Raw genomic sequence first — 16834 nt, 5'->3', positions numbered from 1 at the left:
TGGGTGGTGTTTGGCATATGTTCCTACATTGCCCCCCCTGTTTCAATGCTAGTGTTTCAACGAGTAGTAGATTTTTTCTGCCAGAGCATGCGATATGCCCGGTACATTCGCGATCTCCTCCACCGATGCATTCATCAGTGGTTGCAGGCCGCCCATGTACTTGAGCAGCTGCTGACGTCGTTTTGGCCCCACACCTTCAATGCTTTCCAGCGCACTGGTGTTTTTGACTTTAGCTCGTTTTTTGCGGTGGCCCGAAATTGCATGATTGTGAGCATCATCACGAATATGCTGGATCACGTGCAGGGCTGGTGCGTCGGGCGACAGCGAAACGCCCTCACCTTCTGCCTCAAAAAATAACGTTTCAAGTCCGGCTTTACGATCGCTGCCTTTTGCCACGCCCAGTAAAATCGGACGTGTTTTGTCCCAGGAAACGTCCAGTTCGGCAAACACCTGCTTTGCCTGCGCCAGTTGACCTTTTCCGCCGTCAATGAGAATCACATCGGGAATCTTGTCCTCCTCGATAGCTTTTCCATAACGACGACGCAGCACCTGATTCATCGCGGCATAGTCATCCCCGGGGGTAATGCCGGTAATGTTGTAGCGGCGATAGTCGGCGCGCAGGGGGCCGTTTTGATCAAACACGACACAGGACGCGATGGTCTGCTCTCCCATGGTATGACTAATATCAAAACACTCCATCCGGCTAATCTTATCCAGCTCCAGAAACTCGGCTAACGCCGTCAGACGCTGATGAATCGTCGAGTGCTGGGACAGCCGCGTTTTTAATGCCGAACCGGCATTGGTTCGTGCCAGCTTGAGATAGCGAGCACGGTCACCGCGAGGCTTACTTTGAATATTCACTCTACGCCCGGCTAATTCCGTCAGTGACTCGGACAGCAGTTCGCGCTCAGGTAAGGTGAAATCAAGCAAAATCTCGCTGGGCAACGAGCGCATCTCACTGCCCTGCAAATAAAACTGCCCGACAAAGGTTTGCACGACTTCCGCCAGATCGGTATCGGCAGGGACCTTGGGAAAATAGCTTCGGCTACCCAGCACTTTACCCTGACGGATAAATAACACGTGCAAACAGGCCATCCCGGCGTCATAAGCCACGCCAATCACATCCAGATCGTCGCCCTGGTTAGACACAAACTGCTTCTCGGTGACGCGCCTGACGGCCTGAATCTGGTCACGCAGACGGGCCGCTTCTTCAAACCGTAGGTCGTTGCTGGCATCTTCCATGCGGCTGACCAGTAAATTCAGCACCTGATCGTCTTTGCCTGCCAGAAACAGCCGCACGTAATCCGTCTGCTGTGCGTACTCTTCCTCGCTGACCAGCCCGGCTACACAAGGCCCAAGGCAGCGACCAATTTGGTATTGCAGACAGGGACGTGTACGGTTGCGGTAGACGCTGTTCTCGCATTGGCGAATCGGAAAGACTTTTTGCAGCAACGCCAGAGTTTCACGCACGGCATAGCCATTAGGAAAAGGACCGAAGTACTCCCCTTTTGCGTGTTTCGCGCCCCGGTGCATAGCCAGACGGGGATGGGCATCGCTGCTGAGAAAAATATAGGGATAGGATTTATCGTCACGCAATAGAACGTTATAGCGTGGTTGATAGAGCTTGATGTAATTGTGCTCAAGCAACAACGCTTCGGTTTCAGTATGGGTTACGGTGACATCAATGTGATGAATGTTACTCACCAGCGCTTCGGTTTTTCGGCTGCCTACGTTCGTACGAAAGTAGCTCGTAAGCCGCTTTTTCAGATCTTTGGCTTTGCCGACATAGATAACCGTTCCGGAGGCATCATACATCCGGTAGACACCTGGCTCGCTGGTGACCGTACTCAGAAAAATTTTAGGATTAAAGAGGTCACTCACTACTGATTAACGGCTCCGCATTATACAGGCCATGTCTGATGGCCAGATGCGTTAACTCTACATCGCCACTGATATTCAGTTTACTGAACATCCGGTAACGGTAACTGTTAACGGTTTTAGGACTGAGATTAAGCTGCTCGGAAATTTCCGTCACCTTTTGTCCCTTGGTGATCATCAGCATAATCTGCAATTCCCTTTCCGACAAACAGCTAAAGGGAGATTCGGCTTTTTGCGGCTCAATCTGGCTAAGTGCCATTTGTTGAGCAATGTCCGATGCAATATAGCGCTGGCCTGCTTTGACCGAGCGAATTGCGTTCACTACTTCCTGCGGAGCGGCGCCTTTACTCAGATAGCCCGCAGCACCCGCCTGCATCACTTTCGCAGGCAGCGGATTTTCAGTATGAATGGTGAGCATGATAATTTTGATATCGGGATTGTAGCGCACGATTTTACGCGTGGCTTCCAGCCCACCGATACCGGGCATATTCATATCCATTAAAATGACATCGACCTGGTTGGCACGACACCATTTAACGGCATCTTCGCCACAACAGGCTTCTCCAGCAATCACCAGACCTTTAATATCTTCCAAAATACGGCGGATACCGGCACGTACCAGTTCATGGTCATCGACAAGAAGGACAGTGATCAACGCGAAGCACTCCGCAGCTAATTAAGAGGTAGCATTTAACGATTGCAAGCGGCAATCATACCCGTTTTTGCATTAAAAGCCCATATACAAGGTGATGTAAGGAAAGTATTCAATGATTTATATCAACTCATATGGCGGGAGATCGGCTCACAGCGATGAAAAATCGGCTGACAAGATTAAAAATATAAAAGACATTAATTTTCAATGAGTTAAAACAGTCTTAATTGATTCAAATAGCACTTTTTTTCACAAAACTCAGCGCCATCACCCTCAACTATTCCCGTCCGTTATTTATTAATTTACCTGAACAAAACAGAGGCAGCATCCTTGGTTTTGTGATGCGCTCAGCAAGCTGTATCCCCTGTGATATACTCTCGGATTGCTATGCGTACAGATTGAAAAGACGACGTTAACCACCAAGGAGACATTCATGAGCGATGAAGATTTCGCTACCTCGCAGGAAACGCAAAAATTATCCGATGAAGTGGCTTGCCTGAAGATGATGATCACATTGATTCTAAAAGGAATGGGCCAGGCAGATGCCGGTAAAGTGATTATAAATATGGAACGCTACGTTAAAACCTTAGGTGACATGCCGCAGGCAGAAGTGTTTAGCAACACCATCAAACAGATCAAAGCCGCCTATCGCCAGTAACGCTAAGCTGCCCCCGTATCCGGGGGCACACATCTAACCATGCGGATGCCAGTTAACCGATACGCCGAGAGAAGGAAGCACCTCTTCCGGGCTGAATCGTCGTGTACCGCGATATTTTTCTGCCAGTGCCGGCTGAGTGACCGGAATACGAATGGCAAAAAGGTTGTCCTCAGACTGAATCAGACCCGGCGTTAATGGCTGATACACGACCTGATGCTGTTCGAACATTTTTTCCAGCATTGGCGTGGCCGAACTGATAATAAATTCAATACCGTTAAGCTCTGCAAGCTGAACGGCATGCCAGAGAATATTAAGCGGCAACTCAGGGTCCACTTCCAGCCGCGCCGAGAAACGCGACATCTCCCATACCTTTTCATGATTAAAGGGTAATACGATACCCTCGGTTTGCTCGGGTTCAGTCCAGGGCATCAACCGCGCACAGCCACTGATGCCACTGCGCACACTCCATGCAATCAACCAGGTTACATCAGAGCGATCAAAACGATCATACTCTTGACCAGGCGTGCTCAGACGCGGTGGAATCGACCAACCTTCACCCCGTGCAAACACGCTGTAACGGTAACTGCCAAGCTCGGCAAGCAAGGAGGATGGCATATCCTTTAATTGCGTTTGAACTATTTTCATCATGCGCCTCTGACATCCCCATGTTTGCAATGATTTCTTTGCGTCTGCCCAAGAACGCATCAGCGCAGGGTAGACAAGTGACCTCAACGAGGGAACTACTAAAGTTGGCAGTTGCTTTTCATTTAAATCAGTCCAATTGCTGCGGCGTAGCAGGCAATTTGAGTTTTATTAGAAACATTAAAACGTTTTTTCATATTTTTTTGGTAAAAATTTACGGTGTGCTCAGAGATCGACAAAATAAGTGAAATTTCTTGTGAGGTTTTTCCTTCAGCAGTCCATTTCAAAATTTCCAGCTCACGCTGACTAAAATCATTTCCCTGAACCATCAGCGCTTCATCATTCAGGCGTTCGAGCAAGTATAAGCTTTGTTCAGCCAAAAAATGCAGTCTGGCCTCGAGCTCAACTCGCCGACAGTCAGTAATAAAGGGACGCTTTGATCCTATAGATAATATACCAACGGCTCGATTTGATGCCATTGCAGAACACGAAAATCCGCTCAGGAGCCCAAAATCACATGCATCCTGCCACATTTCTTTTGCGCAACTAAACAGTTCCGCCGTCCATTCGACCCCTCTTCCTGAGCGCTGACAAAGCTGTAGCACGGGATCGATGGCATAATAATTCTGTTCTTTATAACGTTTAATCCATAATTTAGGATAAGTATCGTGCAAATAAACGCGTGGCCGGGTAAAGGGGACGCGGTGCTGGATGAAAAAAGCGAAAAAATCAAAACCCAGTGACTGGATATAATCCTGCAAAAGCCCCTTTAATTCTTGGGTCGTGGCTAATGCCTGAAATTTATTTTCAGTTTCAGCCCGCCAGGAAAAATAATCTTCACTTGTCATATTGCCTCAAATCCCACTGCATGCTTGATATTTTTTCATCAAAAATAATTTACCCTGTGTCATGGCATCATAAAAAGCTTTATTTTCATACACTCTTCAGGTCATTTTACAGGCAAAAAGGTGAAAACAGAGTGTAGAGGAATGCCTCAGGCGATTTGAGTGGCTCCAAACAGACCAAATAATAAGATTTTTCTTATATTTTTTCAATCTTTTAACACGGCCCCTGTTAAGAAATAATACTCAATAAGTTACGATCCGCAACTTATTATCCGTCCTGAGGGCGCTATGACATCGGCGCAAATGCATGTACACATTTTCCGCATCAGCCTGACCGAGGACAGTTTTCAGTCAAGCCCAAAACGTGATATTGCCCCTAATAACAGCCAAACCCAGAGCGCTGTTTTTTAATGTACTGAGACAAGAAGAGGCTGGCTAAAAACTATTCACCGGCGCGCAAAAAAACCTGCTGGCGATGCTACGGGTCAGGGTTTTAGTGGGAAGCCTCACATTAGGGGAAGGCAGAATGCCCGATAACATTAATAAGCCTGTCAGACTCTCATTGTGTTTATAACCTAACGTGCAGCTTTAACAGAAAGGATATTTTATTGAAATAATAGCCTGTTATTATTGTCATATGAAATCCACGCTGGCAGCGATTATTTTAAAGAAAAAAGAAGATATCAATCATCAGGAAAAGCTGTAATTGTTAATCACAACTAACAAGTCACCACTGTGACGCTTTTTCATCTTCATCAATATCACAGCACGACCGTAACACACAAAAAAGCTGCGACGGAAAGTATATTTTTAAATATAAGAAAAAGAAATCAATATAATCATTAACGATTTCATCCGAAAAAAGAGATAATGCATTTTATTAAAAATAAAAAATCAGCAATTAGCATCGGCATTCGTCAGCACACTATCTGCAGAAACCCGCTCCGCGCATGCCTAAATGAAAGTGTGTGGCATGAGCCGTATTATAATCTGGCCCAAGCGCATTACCAAAAAAGTCACAACCAGACCGCCATAATCCATGAAGCAATAAGGCTTTATCTGCGGGTTGCTGCCAGTTTTTACTCACCACCAGCCGTTGACCATTGGTCAGTCGATAGGCAGTGATATCCCAGGCATCAGCGCTGGCATGTTCACTTAATCTTCCCTGAGTACGATGATAGACATTGCGACACGCATAGCTGCCAACATGCTCAATACCCGCCAGCTTGCTGCCCGATTGCTGCAGAATCTGCTGACTGCTGTGAACGACATACATAGTCGCTGCAACGGCCATCGGACAACTGGCCAGAAAACTGCTGTTGAGAGAAACGGTGCCAAACTTTTGCACCCGGAGCGGATGCTCAAGCGGGCACCGGCCTGTAATGAGCGGAGGTTGACGAAAGTTAACGAATCCCGACTGCTCTGCGCGACGCATCACGTCCAGACAGGCTGCTGGATCATTTTGCAGCCGCTTTAATTTCAGGCGCGTCATCCAGCCAGGTGCGTCGGTCACCGAAAGGGGCGTAAACGGATTAAACTGTGCGGGTAAATGCTGTTTCAACCAGGGCAGACTCATCCACCCTAGCCCGATCAATACGAAAAGCAGGACAAGCGTGCGCATAGTGCCTCTGATGGCGAAACGAAGAATAATGAGCAAGTGTAGAAGCGCGCTGCCTTGTCTGCCCTGCCGATGACACAAGGTGATGAAAGATTACCTAATCTGACGTAAAAAACGCCTGCATAAGGCAAAAATGCCGCTTTGATGAGAATGTTGTCTGATATTGTTAAAAAATCATTACCGTTTTCATTCCTACTTCCTCTATCTTATGCCAAATTATTTCAGGCAGTCATCCTCAACAGCCATCAGAGCTGACACAACATCAAGACAGGAAAGACAATTTCATGGTTGATCAATCTAATCACACGCAGAGCCCACAAGGCTCAGACACCTTGCGGCGTAATCTGCATAACCGGCATGTCCAGCTCATTGCTATCGGTGGCGCTATCGGAACGGGTCTGTTTATGGGCTCGGGTAAAACCATTAGCCTGGCCGGACCTTCGATCATCTTCGTCTATATGATCATTGGCTTTATGCTGTTTTTTGTCATGCGCGCGATGGGCGAATTACTGCTGTCGAATCTGGAATACAAATCTTTCAGCGACTTTGCAGCTGACTTACTTGGGCCGTGGGCGGGATACTTTACTGGCTGGACATACTGGTTCTGCTGGGTAGTCACCGGAATAGCCGATGTGGTGGCGATCAGTGCTTATTTCCAGCTCTGGTTCCCCGGCTTTTCAATCTGGATGAGTGCGCTGCTGTGCGTGTTTGTCTTCCTGGCGTTGAACATTGCCACGGTGAAAATGTTTGGTGAGATGGAATTCTGGTTCGCCATTATCAAAATTGTGGCCATCGTCGCGTTGATTATTACCGGGATCGTATTGGTTTCCATGCACTACCCTTCGCCCGGTGGCGGCACTGCAGCCCTGAGTAATATCTGGGATCATGGTGGTATGTTCCCTAAAGGACTCAGCGGATTCTTTGCCGGTTTCCAGATTGCGGTTTTTGCCTTTGTCGGCATTGAACTGGTCGGTACGGCTGCGGCTGAAACACACGACCCGCACAAGGTTTTACCGCGTGCGATTAACGCCATCCCGCTACGCGTCATCATGTTCTATGTTCTGGCCCTGATGGTGATTATGTCGGTCACGCCATGGACAGAGGTGATGGCCGATCGCAGTCCCTTTGTGGAAATGTTTGTCCTGATTGGTCTGCCCGCTGCCGCCAGCATCGTTAACTTTGTGGTATTAACATCCGCCGCCTCATCCGCCAACAGCGGGATTTTCTCAACCAGCCGCATGCTGTACGGCCTGTCACAACAGGGCGTGGCCAGCCGTGCTTTTGGACGTTTATCTGCACGCGCCGTCCCCACGACGGGCCTGTTCTTTTCTTGCTTCTGTTTGCTGTGCGGCGTGGCGCTGATTTATCTGATCCCCAATGTGATGACGGTATTTACCCTGGTCACAACGGTTTCCGCCATTCTGTTTATGTTCGTCTGGACCATTATCCTGTGCAGCTATCTGGCCTATCGCAAAAAATTCCCGGAACGCCATGCGGCCTCGAACTTTAAAATGCCGTTAGGTAAATTCATGTGCTGGGTTTGCATGGCTTTCTTCGTGTTCATCCTGGTCTTGCTGACGCTACAGGACGATACTCGCCAGGCATTAATGGTGACGCCATTGTGGTTTATCTTGCTGGCCGTGGGCTGGCAACTGCGCCGACGCAAACACCGTTAAGCGCCGTTAAAAACGCAAAAGCCCGACACGTGTCGGGCTTTTTTTATAGCTGGTCAGCGATATGACTGAAACTGCGTTTTAACGCGCGTTCAGTGGTCGGCAGGCGTTGCGGATGAGCATCTGGTTGTTGTGCCGTGCCCAAACCGAACGTAAAGGTGTAGCGGTTATCTTCACCCATCCGCAAATCGGCGATAGTAACCTGCCCATCATGCTCGCCCATGGCATAAAAGCCGTGACTAAACCAGGCGATGCGTTCTGCAAACGCGTTCCCTTTAAATGATGAAAATAACGCAGGATGACGTGGCCGCCATGTGACCTTTACAGGGCGACCGGGCGACAGCAAAGACCAGTAAGCCTCGCCATAACGGTCCGGCGTGATAATCACGCTACGCCAGACAACCGTATTTAAGGCCGTTGGCGTTACCAGCACCTTATTCGTCGCAATGCCCTGCTGTTGAAGCGACTGTTTGATTTGGCCGTCTGCGACCTGCTGAATCACAACACTCCAGACCAGATAGGCCGAACTGAACGCCAGACCTGCGCAGTTCCAGCGTAATCCCCGATCGCTTCGCCGCCATAACGCCACACATAACCCCACGATCAGCGGTAAGGTATACAGCGGATCGACGATATAGACGCTGCCAATGGCGTAAGGATGATCGGTAAGCGGCAGTCCAAGCTGGGTGCCGTAAACCGTCATCAGGTCGAGAAGAGGATGGGTAATAAGCGCCAGCCAGACAGCAGGCCACCAGGTTATCCATGTCGCTCCTGCACGGCAAAGCCGCGCGACCAGCCAGGCCAGTAACGGGGAAATCAGCGTCAGATAAAGCAGCGCGTGACTTTCAGTGCGATGCAGCGTCATATTGCTGATGGCATCACCGTGATCGATAAAGACATCCAGATCGGGCAATGTTCCCGCTATCGCTCCAACAAGGGCTGCCTGCCAGGCCGGAACGCGGCGTCCCATCACCGCCATGGTGACTGATGCGCCCAGTACGCATTGTGAAACAGAATCCATCAGGCCACTCCGTTGTTTGTTCCTGTATTCAGTATGGCCGCGTTCTCTTAGCGCACCCGAATACCTTCAATAATAATGCGCTGAACGTTCTCCACCGTCTCTTCGAAAAACAGGGAATTGCTGAGCTTGCTTCCCGTGATGGCTTCGACCTGGCTGGCAAAATCAGCATAGTGCTGTGTGGTTGCCCACAGCATAAAAATCAGGTGTTGAGGCTGAATACCGGCCAGCCGGCCTTCGGCTATCCAGCGCTCTATAATCGCTGTTTTATCGTCCATCAGCTTTTTTAAACCCCCTGCCAGCTCACCTTTTAGCAAGGGTGCGCCCTGAAGCATTTCGAGGCAAAACAGCCTTGATGCCTGGGGATGATCGCGGGATACTTCCAGTTTCAGACGAATATAATGACGAATGGCTCTTAAAGGTTCCTGATCGTGACTGAGTGCGCGCAAAGGTGCCAGCCAGACATCCAGAATCTCTTTCAACACGGCGATATAGAGCGCTTCTTTGGAGGGATAGTAATACAGCAGATTCGTTTTGGAGACGCCGGCATGTTCAGCCACTTTTTCCAGCCGCGTACCGTGAATGCCAAACTGGGAAAAAAAGCTCAGTGCGGCATCCAAAATAGCCGCCCGTTTGGCTGCAACAGCCACTGCGCGGCGCGTGGGCACTGATGTTTCCTTTTTCATAGGCTTTTCTCTTCACGTTAACTGTACGCATCATAGCAACGCACTGATTTTACGCCACTTGTGGCGGTACACTTCCCTAAGCGTTAGCACAGGGCGGTAACGCTAAGAGAGCGAGCGCCGAGCGAATCCCGGCCACTGCGGCTATTGCAGCAGAAGGTGCATTGGTTCAGGCGGTTTGCGCACTGCCCTTCGTCGCCTTCAATCATCCCGCGCGGAGGAAGGGGGAAACGCTTTGCGGCGTTTTAAACGCAGTTCACTCATCATTACGCCGCATACGATAAAGGCCGCACCGAGTATCGCTGTGGCGGGTAAACGTTCTCCCGCGATGCGCCCAACGACGCCCGCCCATACCGGTTCTCCGGCATAGATCACCGTCGCCCGCGTGGGCGACACGCTACGTTGTGCCCAGTTCATCGTCACCTGTATCAGTGCACTGGCCGCGCCCAGGCCGATCGCACTGAGTAATAACGGTGTCGACAGTGCAGGCAACGTTTCTCCATTGGGAAGCATAAAGCAGAAGGCACACAGTGAAGCGACCGTGAGTTGAACAAAGGTCACACGACGAACATCAACATGCCCGGCAAAGCGGCTGATAAGGATAATTTCGCCCGCGATCGCCAGCGTACTGAGCAGCGTGGCAATCTCGCCCTGATTCAGCGCAACGCGTCCATCCTGCGGTCCCGCGACCAGTATTAAACCGCAAAATGCCAGTAAAATACCTAACCACGCCATTAACCGGGGTGGTCGACGCAGGAACAACCACTGCAGGAGCGGCACAACCGGAACGTACAACGCGGTAAGAAAGGCTGACTGGCTGCTGGAAATGGTCTGCATTCCCCAGGTCTGTAAACCGTAACCACCGACGATGGTCAGGCCGATAAGCGTCCCCGCCTTGATTTCGCTTCCACTCATGGCGGTGAGATGACGGCGAAAAAAGAGCGCCAGTAATACCGCTGCCGTGGCAAAACGCAACCCGACAAAGAAAAAAGGGCCGGAATGCTGCATCGCCCGATGCACCACTAAAAAAGTCCCGCCCCAGATAACCGTAATGAAAATAAGTACCCATTCCTGACGCGTTATGCGCAGAGTCAGTCTGCGCGTCGTATCCGACATAGTTCACCTGCCTGGTTGATTCAGGCGCTATTGTGGTAAGTGATGCCGGGTAATGCAATCTCATCCGCCATCGGGCTATGAATGAAGGCCAGCAAACGGCGAATCAACCTGTTGCATTAGGTTGTGACAGGCTTTGTTCCTGCGGGGCGAGCGCGTCAAGGATTTCAACATGCCACTGCGGGCCAGCATCTGACTACTTTGGCTCGCTCAGCATGCGCTGTTACGTAGCCGGGTTCGCCAGGGCTGTCAGATACCTGACTAATGAGTGTTACCCACAGATAGCGTCATAAACGTATACCACAAGCGTCACAATGGCTAAATAACAACCAAAATAGTGATTTTTTAGCCGGGAAGTTACATTTAGAAACAGAGTTATCACTAAGAATCGCCCTGGAAATAGAACAATAACCCCACCAAAAGCCCATTTTCAGCGTTTTTTAAACCGTTACGCTTGCGGCTCTCCAGCAGTTGCTCAAAGCTCTTCTATACTTTTGGGTGTGTTGAATAACCCCCCGGAGAGATCAATGGCTAAGATTCTGGTGCTTTACTATTCAATGTACGGACACGTTGAAACCATGGCTAACGCCGTGGCCGAAGGTGCCCGCAAGGTACCGGGTGCGCAGGTAGACCTTATGCGCATTCCCGAAACCATGGACGCCGAGCGCTTTGCAGAGGTCGGTGGCAAAACGCAGCAATCTGCGCCTGAGGCCACGCCAGAGATACTGCCGCAATACGACGCCATTATTGTCGGTACGCCTACCCGCTTCGGTAACATGTCTGGTCAGATGCGCACCTTCTGGGACCGCACCGGTGGCCTGTGGGCATCCGGGGCGCTCTACGGCAAAATCGCCAGCGTATTTGCCTCCACCGGTACAGGCGGCGGACAGGAACAAACCATTACCTCTGTCTGGACCACCCTCGCCCATCACGGCATGGTCATCGTTCCCATCGGTTATGGCACCAAAGAGATGTTCGATATTTCGCAAGTCCGTGGCGGAACACCTTATGGTGCCACCACGCTGGCGGGCGGAGATGGTTCGCGTCAGCCTTCGGAAGAAGAATTGATCATTGCTCGTTTTCAGGGCGAACACGTTGCCGGGCTGGCAACAAAACTTAAGGACTCATCTTCCTAAAGGAGATCGCTATGTCGAATAGTCAGGCAAAAGCACATCATGTTGGCGAATGGGCCAGCTTGCGCCACACCTCGCCAGAAATTGCCGAGGCCATTTTTGAAGTCGCAAACTATGACGAGCGCCTTGCTGAAGAAATCTGGCGTCAACAAGGCAGTGACGATGTTTTAATCCGCGCATTTGAAAAAACCGATGCGGATGTCCTTACCTGGGACGACAAACCCGTAGAACGCAAAAACGTCTGACAGTGTGCCGGGTTATCCCGCCATGCTTTTTTTACTCGCTGACCAAGGAGAGCTGCATGTCTTCCTATCAAAGCATCAACCCTGCTAACAACCAGTTAATGAAAAGCTGGCCTTCCCACGACAGCGCGGCAGTTAGTCATGCGCTGGAAACGGCCGATCACCTGTACCACTCAGACTGGAGCAAAGGCGATATTCAGCCACGTCTCCAGGTGCTGAAAAAACTGGCTGACCTGATTGATGACCGAGCGGAAGAACTGGCAAGCATCGCCAGTAAAGAAATGGGCAAACTGATTGGCCAGAGCCGCGGTGAAGTACAAATTTGTTCTCAGATTGCCCGTTACTATGCCGAGAATGCTGAACGCATTCTTAAGCCACAACCTTATAACAGTGAACTCGGGGAAGCCTGGGTTGAATATCACCCTATCGGTATTCTGGTGGCCGTTGAACCCTGGAACTTCCCGTATTATCAGTTAATGCGCGTACTGGCACCCAACCTGGCGCTGGGAAATCCTGTCCTGGCTAAGCATGCCAACATTGTTCCGCATTGTGCTGACGTGTTTGAAAAACTGGTCAGGGAAGCAGGTGCGCCCGAAGGGGCCTGGACTAATCTGTTTATCTCAACCGATCAGGTGGCAGAACTCATTGCCGATGACCGTGTTCAGGGCGTGGCGCTTACGGGTTCCGAACGTGCCGGGAGTGCTGTTGCAGAGCAGGCAGGCAAACATCTGAAAAAATCGACGCTTGAGCTGGGTGGCAATGATGTTTTCGTTGTGACCGAAGATGCCGATCTTGATGAGGCGGTGCGTCAGGGCGTACAGGCGCGACTGAGCAACTGCGGTCAGGTTTGTACTGCCGCTAAACGCTTTATCCTCAATGAGAAAATTGCGGACACCTTTATTGATAAGTTCAGCGCGGCGCTGAATGCAGCAACCCTGGGCGATCCACTGGATGAGAAAACGACCCTCGGCCCCCTTTCCTCCGCGGATGCACGCGATCTTCTGGTAAAACAGGTTGATGAAGCGGTGGCGAATGGCGCGCGACTGATTACCGGTGGCAAAGCCGTGGCGGGTGTAGGTTGTTTCTACCAGCCGACTGTATTGACCAACATTACGCGCGATAACCCGGCGTACTTCGAGGAATTTTTTGGCCCCGTCGCGCAAATGTACGTGGTGGCTAACGATGCTGAAGCGGTCGCGCTGGCCAACGATTCACATTACGGCTTAGGCGGTTCGGTGTGGACCCAGGATATTGCCCGCGGTCGTAAGCTGGCCTCTGCCATTGAAACAGGCATGGTGTTTATTAATTCGCAAAGCGACACGTCCGCTGAGCTTCCGTTCGGCGGAGTAAAACGTTCCGGTTATGGACGCGAACTTTCCGACCTTGGCATTAAAGAGTTTGCTAACCAAAAGCTGGTTGTGGTTGCAGGCTGAGCATAGCGTTGCCATAAAAAAACCCCGTCTTGACGGGGTTTTTTATTTTCAGGTGCTGAACAGGATTAGTTCGCTGCCGCAGGTTGCTTCGCATCACCATTTTCAGTTTTGGCTGGCGCAGTATTGGCGGTGGCATTATTGCTTCCCGCCTGTGGTGCAGCACTGTCAGCCTTAGCCTTATCATCAGCCGCTTTCTGCGCTGCCGCCTTATCTGCCCTGGCTTTTTCGTCAGCCGCCTTCTGAGCAGCGGCCTTCTCTGCCGCCGCCTTGTCAGCATTAGCCTTATCATCGGCTGCTTTTTGAGCAGTGGCTTTGTCAGCAGCGGCTTTATCCGCTTTGGCCTTTTCATCAGCCGCTTTATCGGCAGCGGCCTTGTCAGCCTCCGCCTTTTGCGCTGCGGCACTATCGGTTGCCGCTTTTGCATCGTCAGGTTTCGCCGCTGCAGCGGGCTGTTCCGGCGCCGCAGGCTGCAGTGCTGTGCCCTGAAGCGAGCTGTTTAATACCTGGGCAAACTGATCCCAACTGCAGTAACCGTTAGCGTCTGTCTGGCAACCTGCCAGTTGCAGCGTCACGCGCTTAGGTGGCTTCTTCAGGCTCAGTACTTCTGCATCGCGCAGTTGATCGGCTGTTTGATAAACGTATTCGATTTTCAGCAAATCTTTGTTGTTTTTCGCATCGTGCCAACGCTCAAACACTACCTGCCCGCCGATTGGCGTTTTTTCGTAGGTATCAGGTAATTCATAAGGCTTAACCTGTAACGCACTCAGCAGTGATGCAATGTTGGAATCATGCCCAACCATCAGCGTGACTTTTGGCGAGTCTGACTTTTCCTGATCGATAAGCTGGCTGCGAATGTAGTCCACCAGCGGCGCAGCGACATCGCGTGCCACATCAGGCGTGGTGAACAGCACGTCCTGATAGCCATTTTTAATGGCTGAAAGCGCCTGCCACTGTTCAGGCGTTTTGATTTGTCCCCAGGCAACCTGATCCAGTGGGAAGCCTTCGTAATATTGCAGCGTAAAGGCATCCATGAGTGAATTGCCCACTTTAAGTGGCCCGTTCACGCCAGGCTCTTTGCCGTTTTCCGCGATAAATGTGTTCTGACCCGTACTCAAATCGCACTGCTTTTTGTTGTTACAGGCGGGAGACGATTTGTAATCAACAATCTTCTCAAGACGCTGGAATGCGGGTTTCAGTGACAGTTTTTCATTGGCTGCGGTCATGCCCGCCAGCGCTTTTTTGATGAATTCTTCATTACCCTCAGTGATAACCGGATTAAATACCGGGTCCATGCTACCCATTTCATCCTGATGGGTAACAGCAATATCACAACCTGGGAAAGCACCATTCACAAAGAACTGCGCCGTCGCCACGGTGCGCTGCAGACTGTTTGCATAAACAAAGACGCTGTTGCTGTCCGGGCAGACGCCGTTCTTAACCAGTCCCTGCTGCGCAAGCCACTGACGCGTATAATTACCCATATATACTTCCAGCACACCGCCTTTCGTGGTCAGTTGTCCACCCGGAACATCCCATTCCGGCCAATTTTTTTTCGTGGACTGTGCCAGCACGCTGCCGTTATCCGCAAGCGGTGCACGCAGGTTATGGCGGCTGAACATCAGCACCTGTTGTAACTGCATATCGTTGTCAGCGGCGTGTGCCAGCGTCCCAATCGGTAATGCAGCAAGTACCGACAATGCGCAAAGACTCAGTTTCTTGATCATTGTGCCTATTCCATTCATTCAGTAAAAAAACACTCTGGCTATCAACCGATTAGCACGCATCAGAGCGACGTGGCGAATAGTGTAACTCAGCTTGCCCCCGAAAAGCGCCAGGCAACAGTAAAAACAATTAATGGACTATAGCAGAGATGCTGGACGCCGTTCAAAACCGTACAGTTTGCTGAAAACAAAGAGATAATTAATGACAGGTGGGGAGGAAGGAATAAAACGAAACAGGCCAGCACGCTGTGCTGGCCTGTAAAATGTGGCGGAGGAAGAGAGATTCGAACTCTCGGATGGTTTCCCATCGGCGGTTTTCAAGACCGCTGCCTTAAGCCGCTCGGCCATCCCTCCGGATTGTAACACTACTGCAAAGGCAAGATGCTATTACTCTGTCTTGCCGCTTCATGCCTGACTGGTCAATGAAGTGGCGGAGGAGGAGAGATTCGAACTCTCGGATGGTTTCCCATCGGCGGTTTTCAAGACCGCTGCCTTAAGCCGCTCGGCCACCCCTCCGCAATGACGCGCACTATAAACATCCCCTATGGAGATGTAAAGCCTGTGATAATCCGTTCGCCTGAAAAACAGCCAAATTCACGTTATTCGTTGGCTAAATCGCCATTCTGCTCAAAGAATTAACGCGTTAACGCGTAAAGAAGGGTAAAACGGCTTTTCCCTCTCTATAGTGCTGCGTATTCTCAGCACATATTTGGTGTTCTGCCTTACAGGAGCGCAACATGGACAGAATAGTTTCTTCATCATCGCGACAGTCATTACTCAGCACACATAAAGTGCTGCGTAACACCTATTTTCTGCTGGGCCTTACGCTTGCCTTCTCTGCGCTAACGGCTACCGCCAGTACGCTACTGGCATTACCGGCTCCCGGCTTGATTCTGATGCTGGTGGGCTTCTATGGCCTGATGTTCCTGACCTATCGCCTGGCTGACAGCCCTATGGGCATTTTAGCCGCGTTTGCCTTTACAGGCTTCCTGGGTTACTGCCTGGGGCCCATCTTAAGTTCCTACCTCGCCGCGGGAATGGGTGACGTGATCGCGCTGGCGTTAGGGGGAACGGCGCTGGTGTTCTTCTGCTGTTCAGCCTACGTGCTGACAACGGGTCGTGACATGTCCTTCCTGGGCGGCATGATGATGGCGGGCTTCGTGGTGTTACTGGTTGCCGTTGTGGCTAACCTGTTCCTGCAACTTCCGGCGCTGCACCTGGCGATCAGTGCGCTGTTTATCCTGTTCTCTGCCGGTGCGATTTTGTGGGAAACCAGCAACATTATTCATGGTGGCGAAACCAACTATATTCGTGCCACGGTAAGTCTGTATGTTTCCCTGTATAACATCTTTGTTAGTCTGTTAAGCATATTAGGTTTTTCCCGCAGCAATTAATCGCCGCAGTTGAAGCGATGAAAACCCCGCCCCGGCGTAATGCTGGTCACTTAAGGTGACCAGCCTTTTTTTTATCGGCATATTTCCGGGATCTTATTCGCAGCTCCCGCGGATAACTTCGTTCTCTTCGC

At 50.7% G+C, this 16834-nt stretch carries 15 protein-coding genes and 2 tRNA genes; 6 read left to right on the top strand and 11 right to left on the bottom strand.

Features of this window, described 5'->3' with window-relative positions; all coding sequences use genetic code 11:
• Positions 1-48: 48 nt before the first annotated feature.
• Together uvrC and uvrY are read right to left on the bottom strand one after the other, a co-directional pair.
• Complete coding sequence (uvrC, locus tag FBY13_RS22250; protein ID WP_109717265.1) at positions 49-1881, bottom strand: excinuclease ABC subunit UvrC; 1833 nt, start codon at positions 1879-1881, stop codon at positions 49-51.
• On the bottom strand, positions 1874-2533 hold the full coding sequence (gene uvrY, locus FBY13_RS22245) for a UvrY/SirA/GacA family response regulator transcription factor (protein ID WP_063879008.1): 660 nt from the start codon (positions 2531-2533) through the stop codon (positions 1874-1876). Before uvrY ends, uvrC begins: the two co-directional genes overlap by 8 nt.
• Positions 2534-2963: 430 nt before the next feature.
• On the opposite strand from uvrY, the gene FBY13_RS22240 reads away from it, so the two are divergent.
• A complete protein-coding gene (locus tag FBY13_RS22240) occupies positions 2964-3188 on the top strand; it encodes a DUF2594 family protein (protein WP_013025302.1) in 225 nt (74 codons plus the stop codon).
• A gap of 33 nt (positions 3189-3221) precedes the next feature.
• Here the strand turns inward: FBY13_RS22240 and FBY13_RS22235 are convergent, their stop codons facing one another.
• From FBY13_RS22235 to FBY13_RS22225, 3 genes are all read right to left on the bottom strand, one after another.
• A complete protein-coding gene (locus FBY13_RS22235; RefSeq protein WP_063879007.1) occupies positions 3222-3833 on the bottom strand; it encodes an acyl-homoserine-lactone synthase in 612 nt (203 codons plus the stop codon).
• A gap of 122 nt (positions 3834-3955) precedes the next feature.
• On the bottom strand, positions 3956-4678 hold the full coding sequence (sdiA, locus tag FBY13_RS22230) for a transcriptional regulator SdiA (protein ID WP_145395161.1): 723 nt from the start codon (positions 4676-4678) through the stop codon (positions 3956-3958).
• 922 nt (positions 4679-5600) lie between these two features.
• Positions 5601-6296, bottom strand: coding sequence for an extensin family protein (locus tag FBY13_RS22225; protein ID WP_145395160.1), 696 nt, complete (start codon positions 6294-6296; stop codon positions 5601-5603).
• Between the two features lie 281 nt (positions 6297-6577).
• On the opposite strand from FBY13_RS22225, the gene cycA reads away from it, so the two are divergent.
• Positions 6578-7969 (top strand): D-serine/D-alanine/glycine transporter, encoded by a 1392-nt coding sequence (gene cycA, locus FBY13_RS22220; RefSeq protein ID WP_145395159.1) that lies wholly within the window; start codon positions 6578-6580, stop codon positions 7967-7969.
• A 43-nt stretch (positions 7970-8012) separates the two neighbouring features.
• Here cycA and FBY13_RS22215 read toward each other — a convergent pair whose 3' ends face one another.
• The 3 genes from FBY13_RS22215 to FBY13_RS22205 form a co-directional block, all read right to left on the bottom strand.
• Positions 8013-8987: a metal-dependent hydrolase gene (locus tag FBY13_RS22215; protein WP_145395158.1), complete on the bottom strand. Its 975-nt coding sequence runs from the start codon at positions 8985-8987 to the stop codon at positions 8013-8015.
• Between the two features lie 47 nt (positions 8988-9034).
• Positions 9035-9670, bottom strand: coding sequence for an HTH-type transcriptional regulator RutR (gene rutR, locus FBY13_RS22210; protein WP_145395157.1), 636 nt, complete (start codon positions 9668-9670; stop codon positions 9035-9037).
• 198 nt (positions 9671-9868) lie between these two features.
• Positions 9869-10783 carry a DMT family transporter gene (locus FBY13_RS22205; protein ID WP_145395156.1) on the bottom strand — a complete coding sequence of 305 codons (915 nt, stop codon included), beginning with the start codon at positions 10781-10783 and terminating at the stop codon, positions 9869-9871.
• 524 nt (positions 10784-11307) lie between these two features.
• Here FBY13_RS22205 and wrbA point away from each other — a divergent pair.
• Genes wrbA through FBY13_RS22190 form a run of 3 tightly spaced genes read left to right on the top strand, consistent with a single transcriptional unit; the run spans position 11308 to position 13588 of the window.
• A complete protein-coding gene (gene wrbA, locus FBY13_RS22200; RefSeq protein WP_063879000.1) occupies positions 11308-11916 on the top strand; it encodes an NAD(P)H:quinone oxidoreductase in 609 nt (202 codons plus the stop codon).
• An 11-nt stretch (positions 11917-11927) separates the two neighbouring features.
• Entirely contained in the window at positions 11928-12158 is a 231-nt protein-coding gene (locus FBY13_RS22195) for a YccJ family protein (protein WP_063878999.1), read from the top strand.
• 56 nt (positions 12159-12214) lie between these two features.
• On the top strand, positions 12215-13588 hold the full coding sequence (locus FBY13_RS22190; protein WP_145395155.1) for an NAD-dependent succinate-semialdehyde dehydrogenase: 1374 nt from the start codon (positions 12215-12217) through the stop codon (positions 13586-13588).
• Positions 13589-13653: 65 nt separating this feature from the next.
• Here FBY13_RS22190 and agp read toward each other — a convergent pair whose 3' ends face one another.
• The 3 genes from agp to FBY13_RS22175 all read right to left on the bottom strand — a co-directional run bounded on the left by agp (position 13654) and on the right by FBY13_RS22175 (position 15825).
• Positions 13654-15312, bottom strand: coding sequence for a bifunctional glucose-1-phosphatase/inositol phosphatase (gene agp / locus FBY13_RS22185; protein ID WP_186440846.1), 1659 nt, complete (start codon positions 15310-15312; stop codon positions 13654-13656).
• A 263-nt stretch (positions 15313-15575) separates the two neighbouring features.
• Positions 15576-15663: transfer RNA gene (locus FBY13_RS22180), tRNA-Ser, on the bottom strand.
• Between the two features lie 74 nt (positions 15664-15737).
• Positions 15738-15825 (bottom strand) — tRNA-Ser (locus FBY13_RS22175).
• 221 nt (positions 15826-16046) lie between these two features.
• Between FBY13_RS22175 and yccA the strand changes: the two genes are divergently transcribed.
• On the top strand, positions 16047-16703 hold the full coding sequence (yccA, locus tag FBY13_RS22170; protein ID WP_109717257.1) for an FtsH protease modulator YccA: 657 nt from the start codon (positions 16047-16049) through the stop codon (positions 16701-16703).
• Positions 16704-16834 lie beyond the last annotated feature (131 nt).

Origin of the sequence: Pantoea sp. SJZ147 (genome assembly GCF_007828605.1) — a bacterium.
GTDB classification, from domain to species: domain Bacteria; phylum Pseudomonadota; class Gammaproteobacteria; order Enterobacterales; family Enterobacteriaceae; genus Pantoea; species Pantoea allii.
Note: the sequence above shows the minus strand (reverse complement) of the source record. Positions and strands in the feature narration are given on the sequence as shown.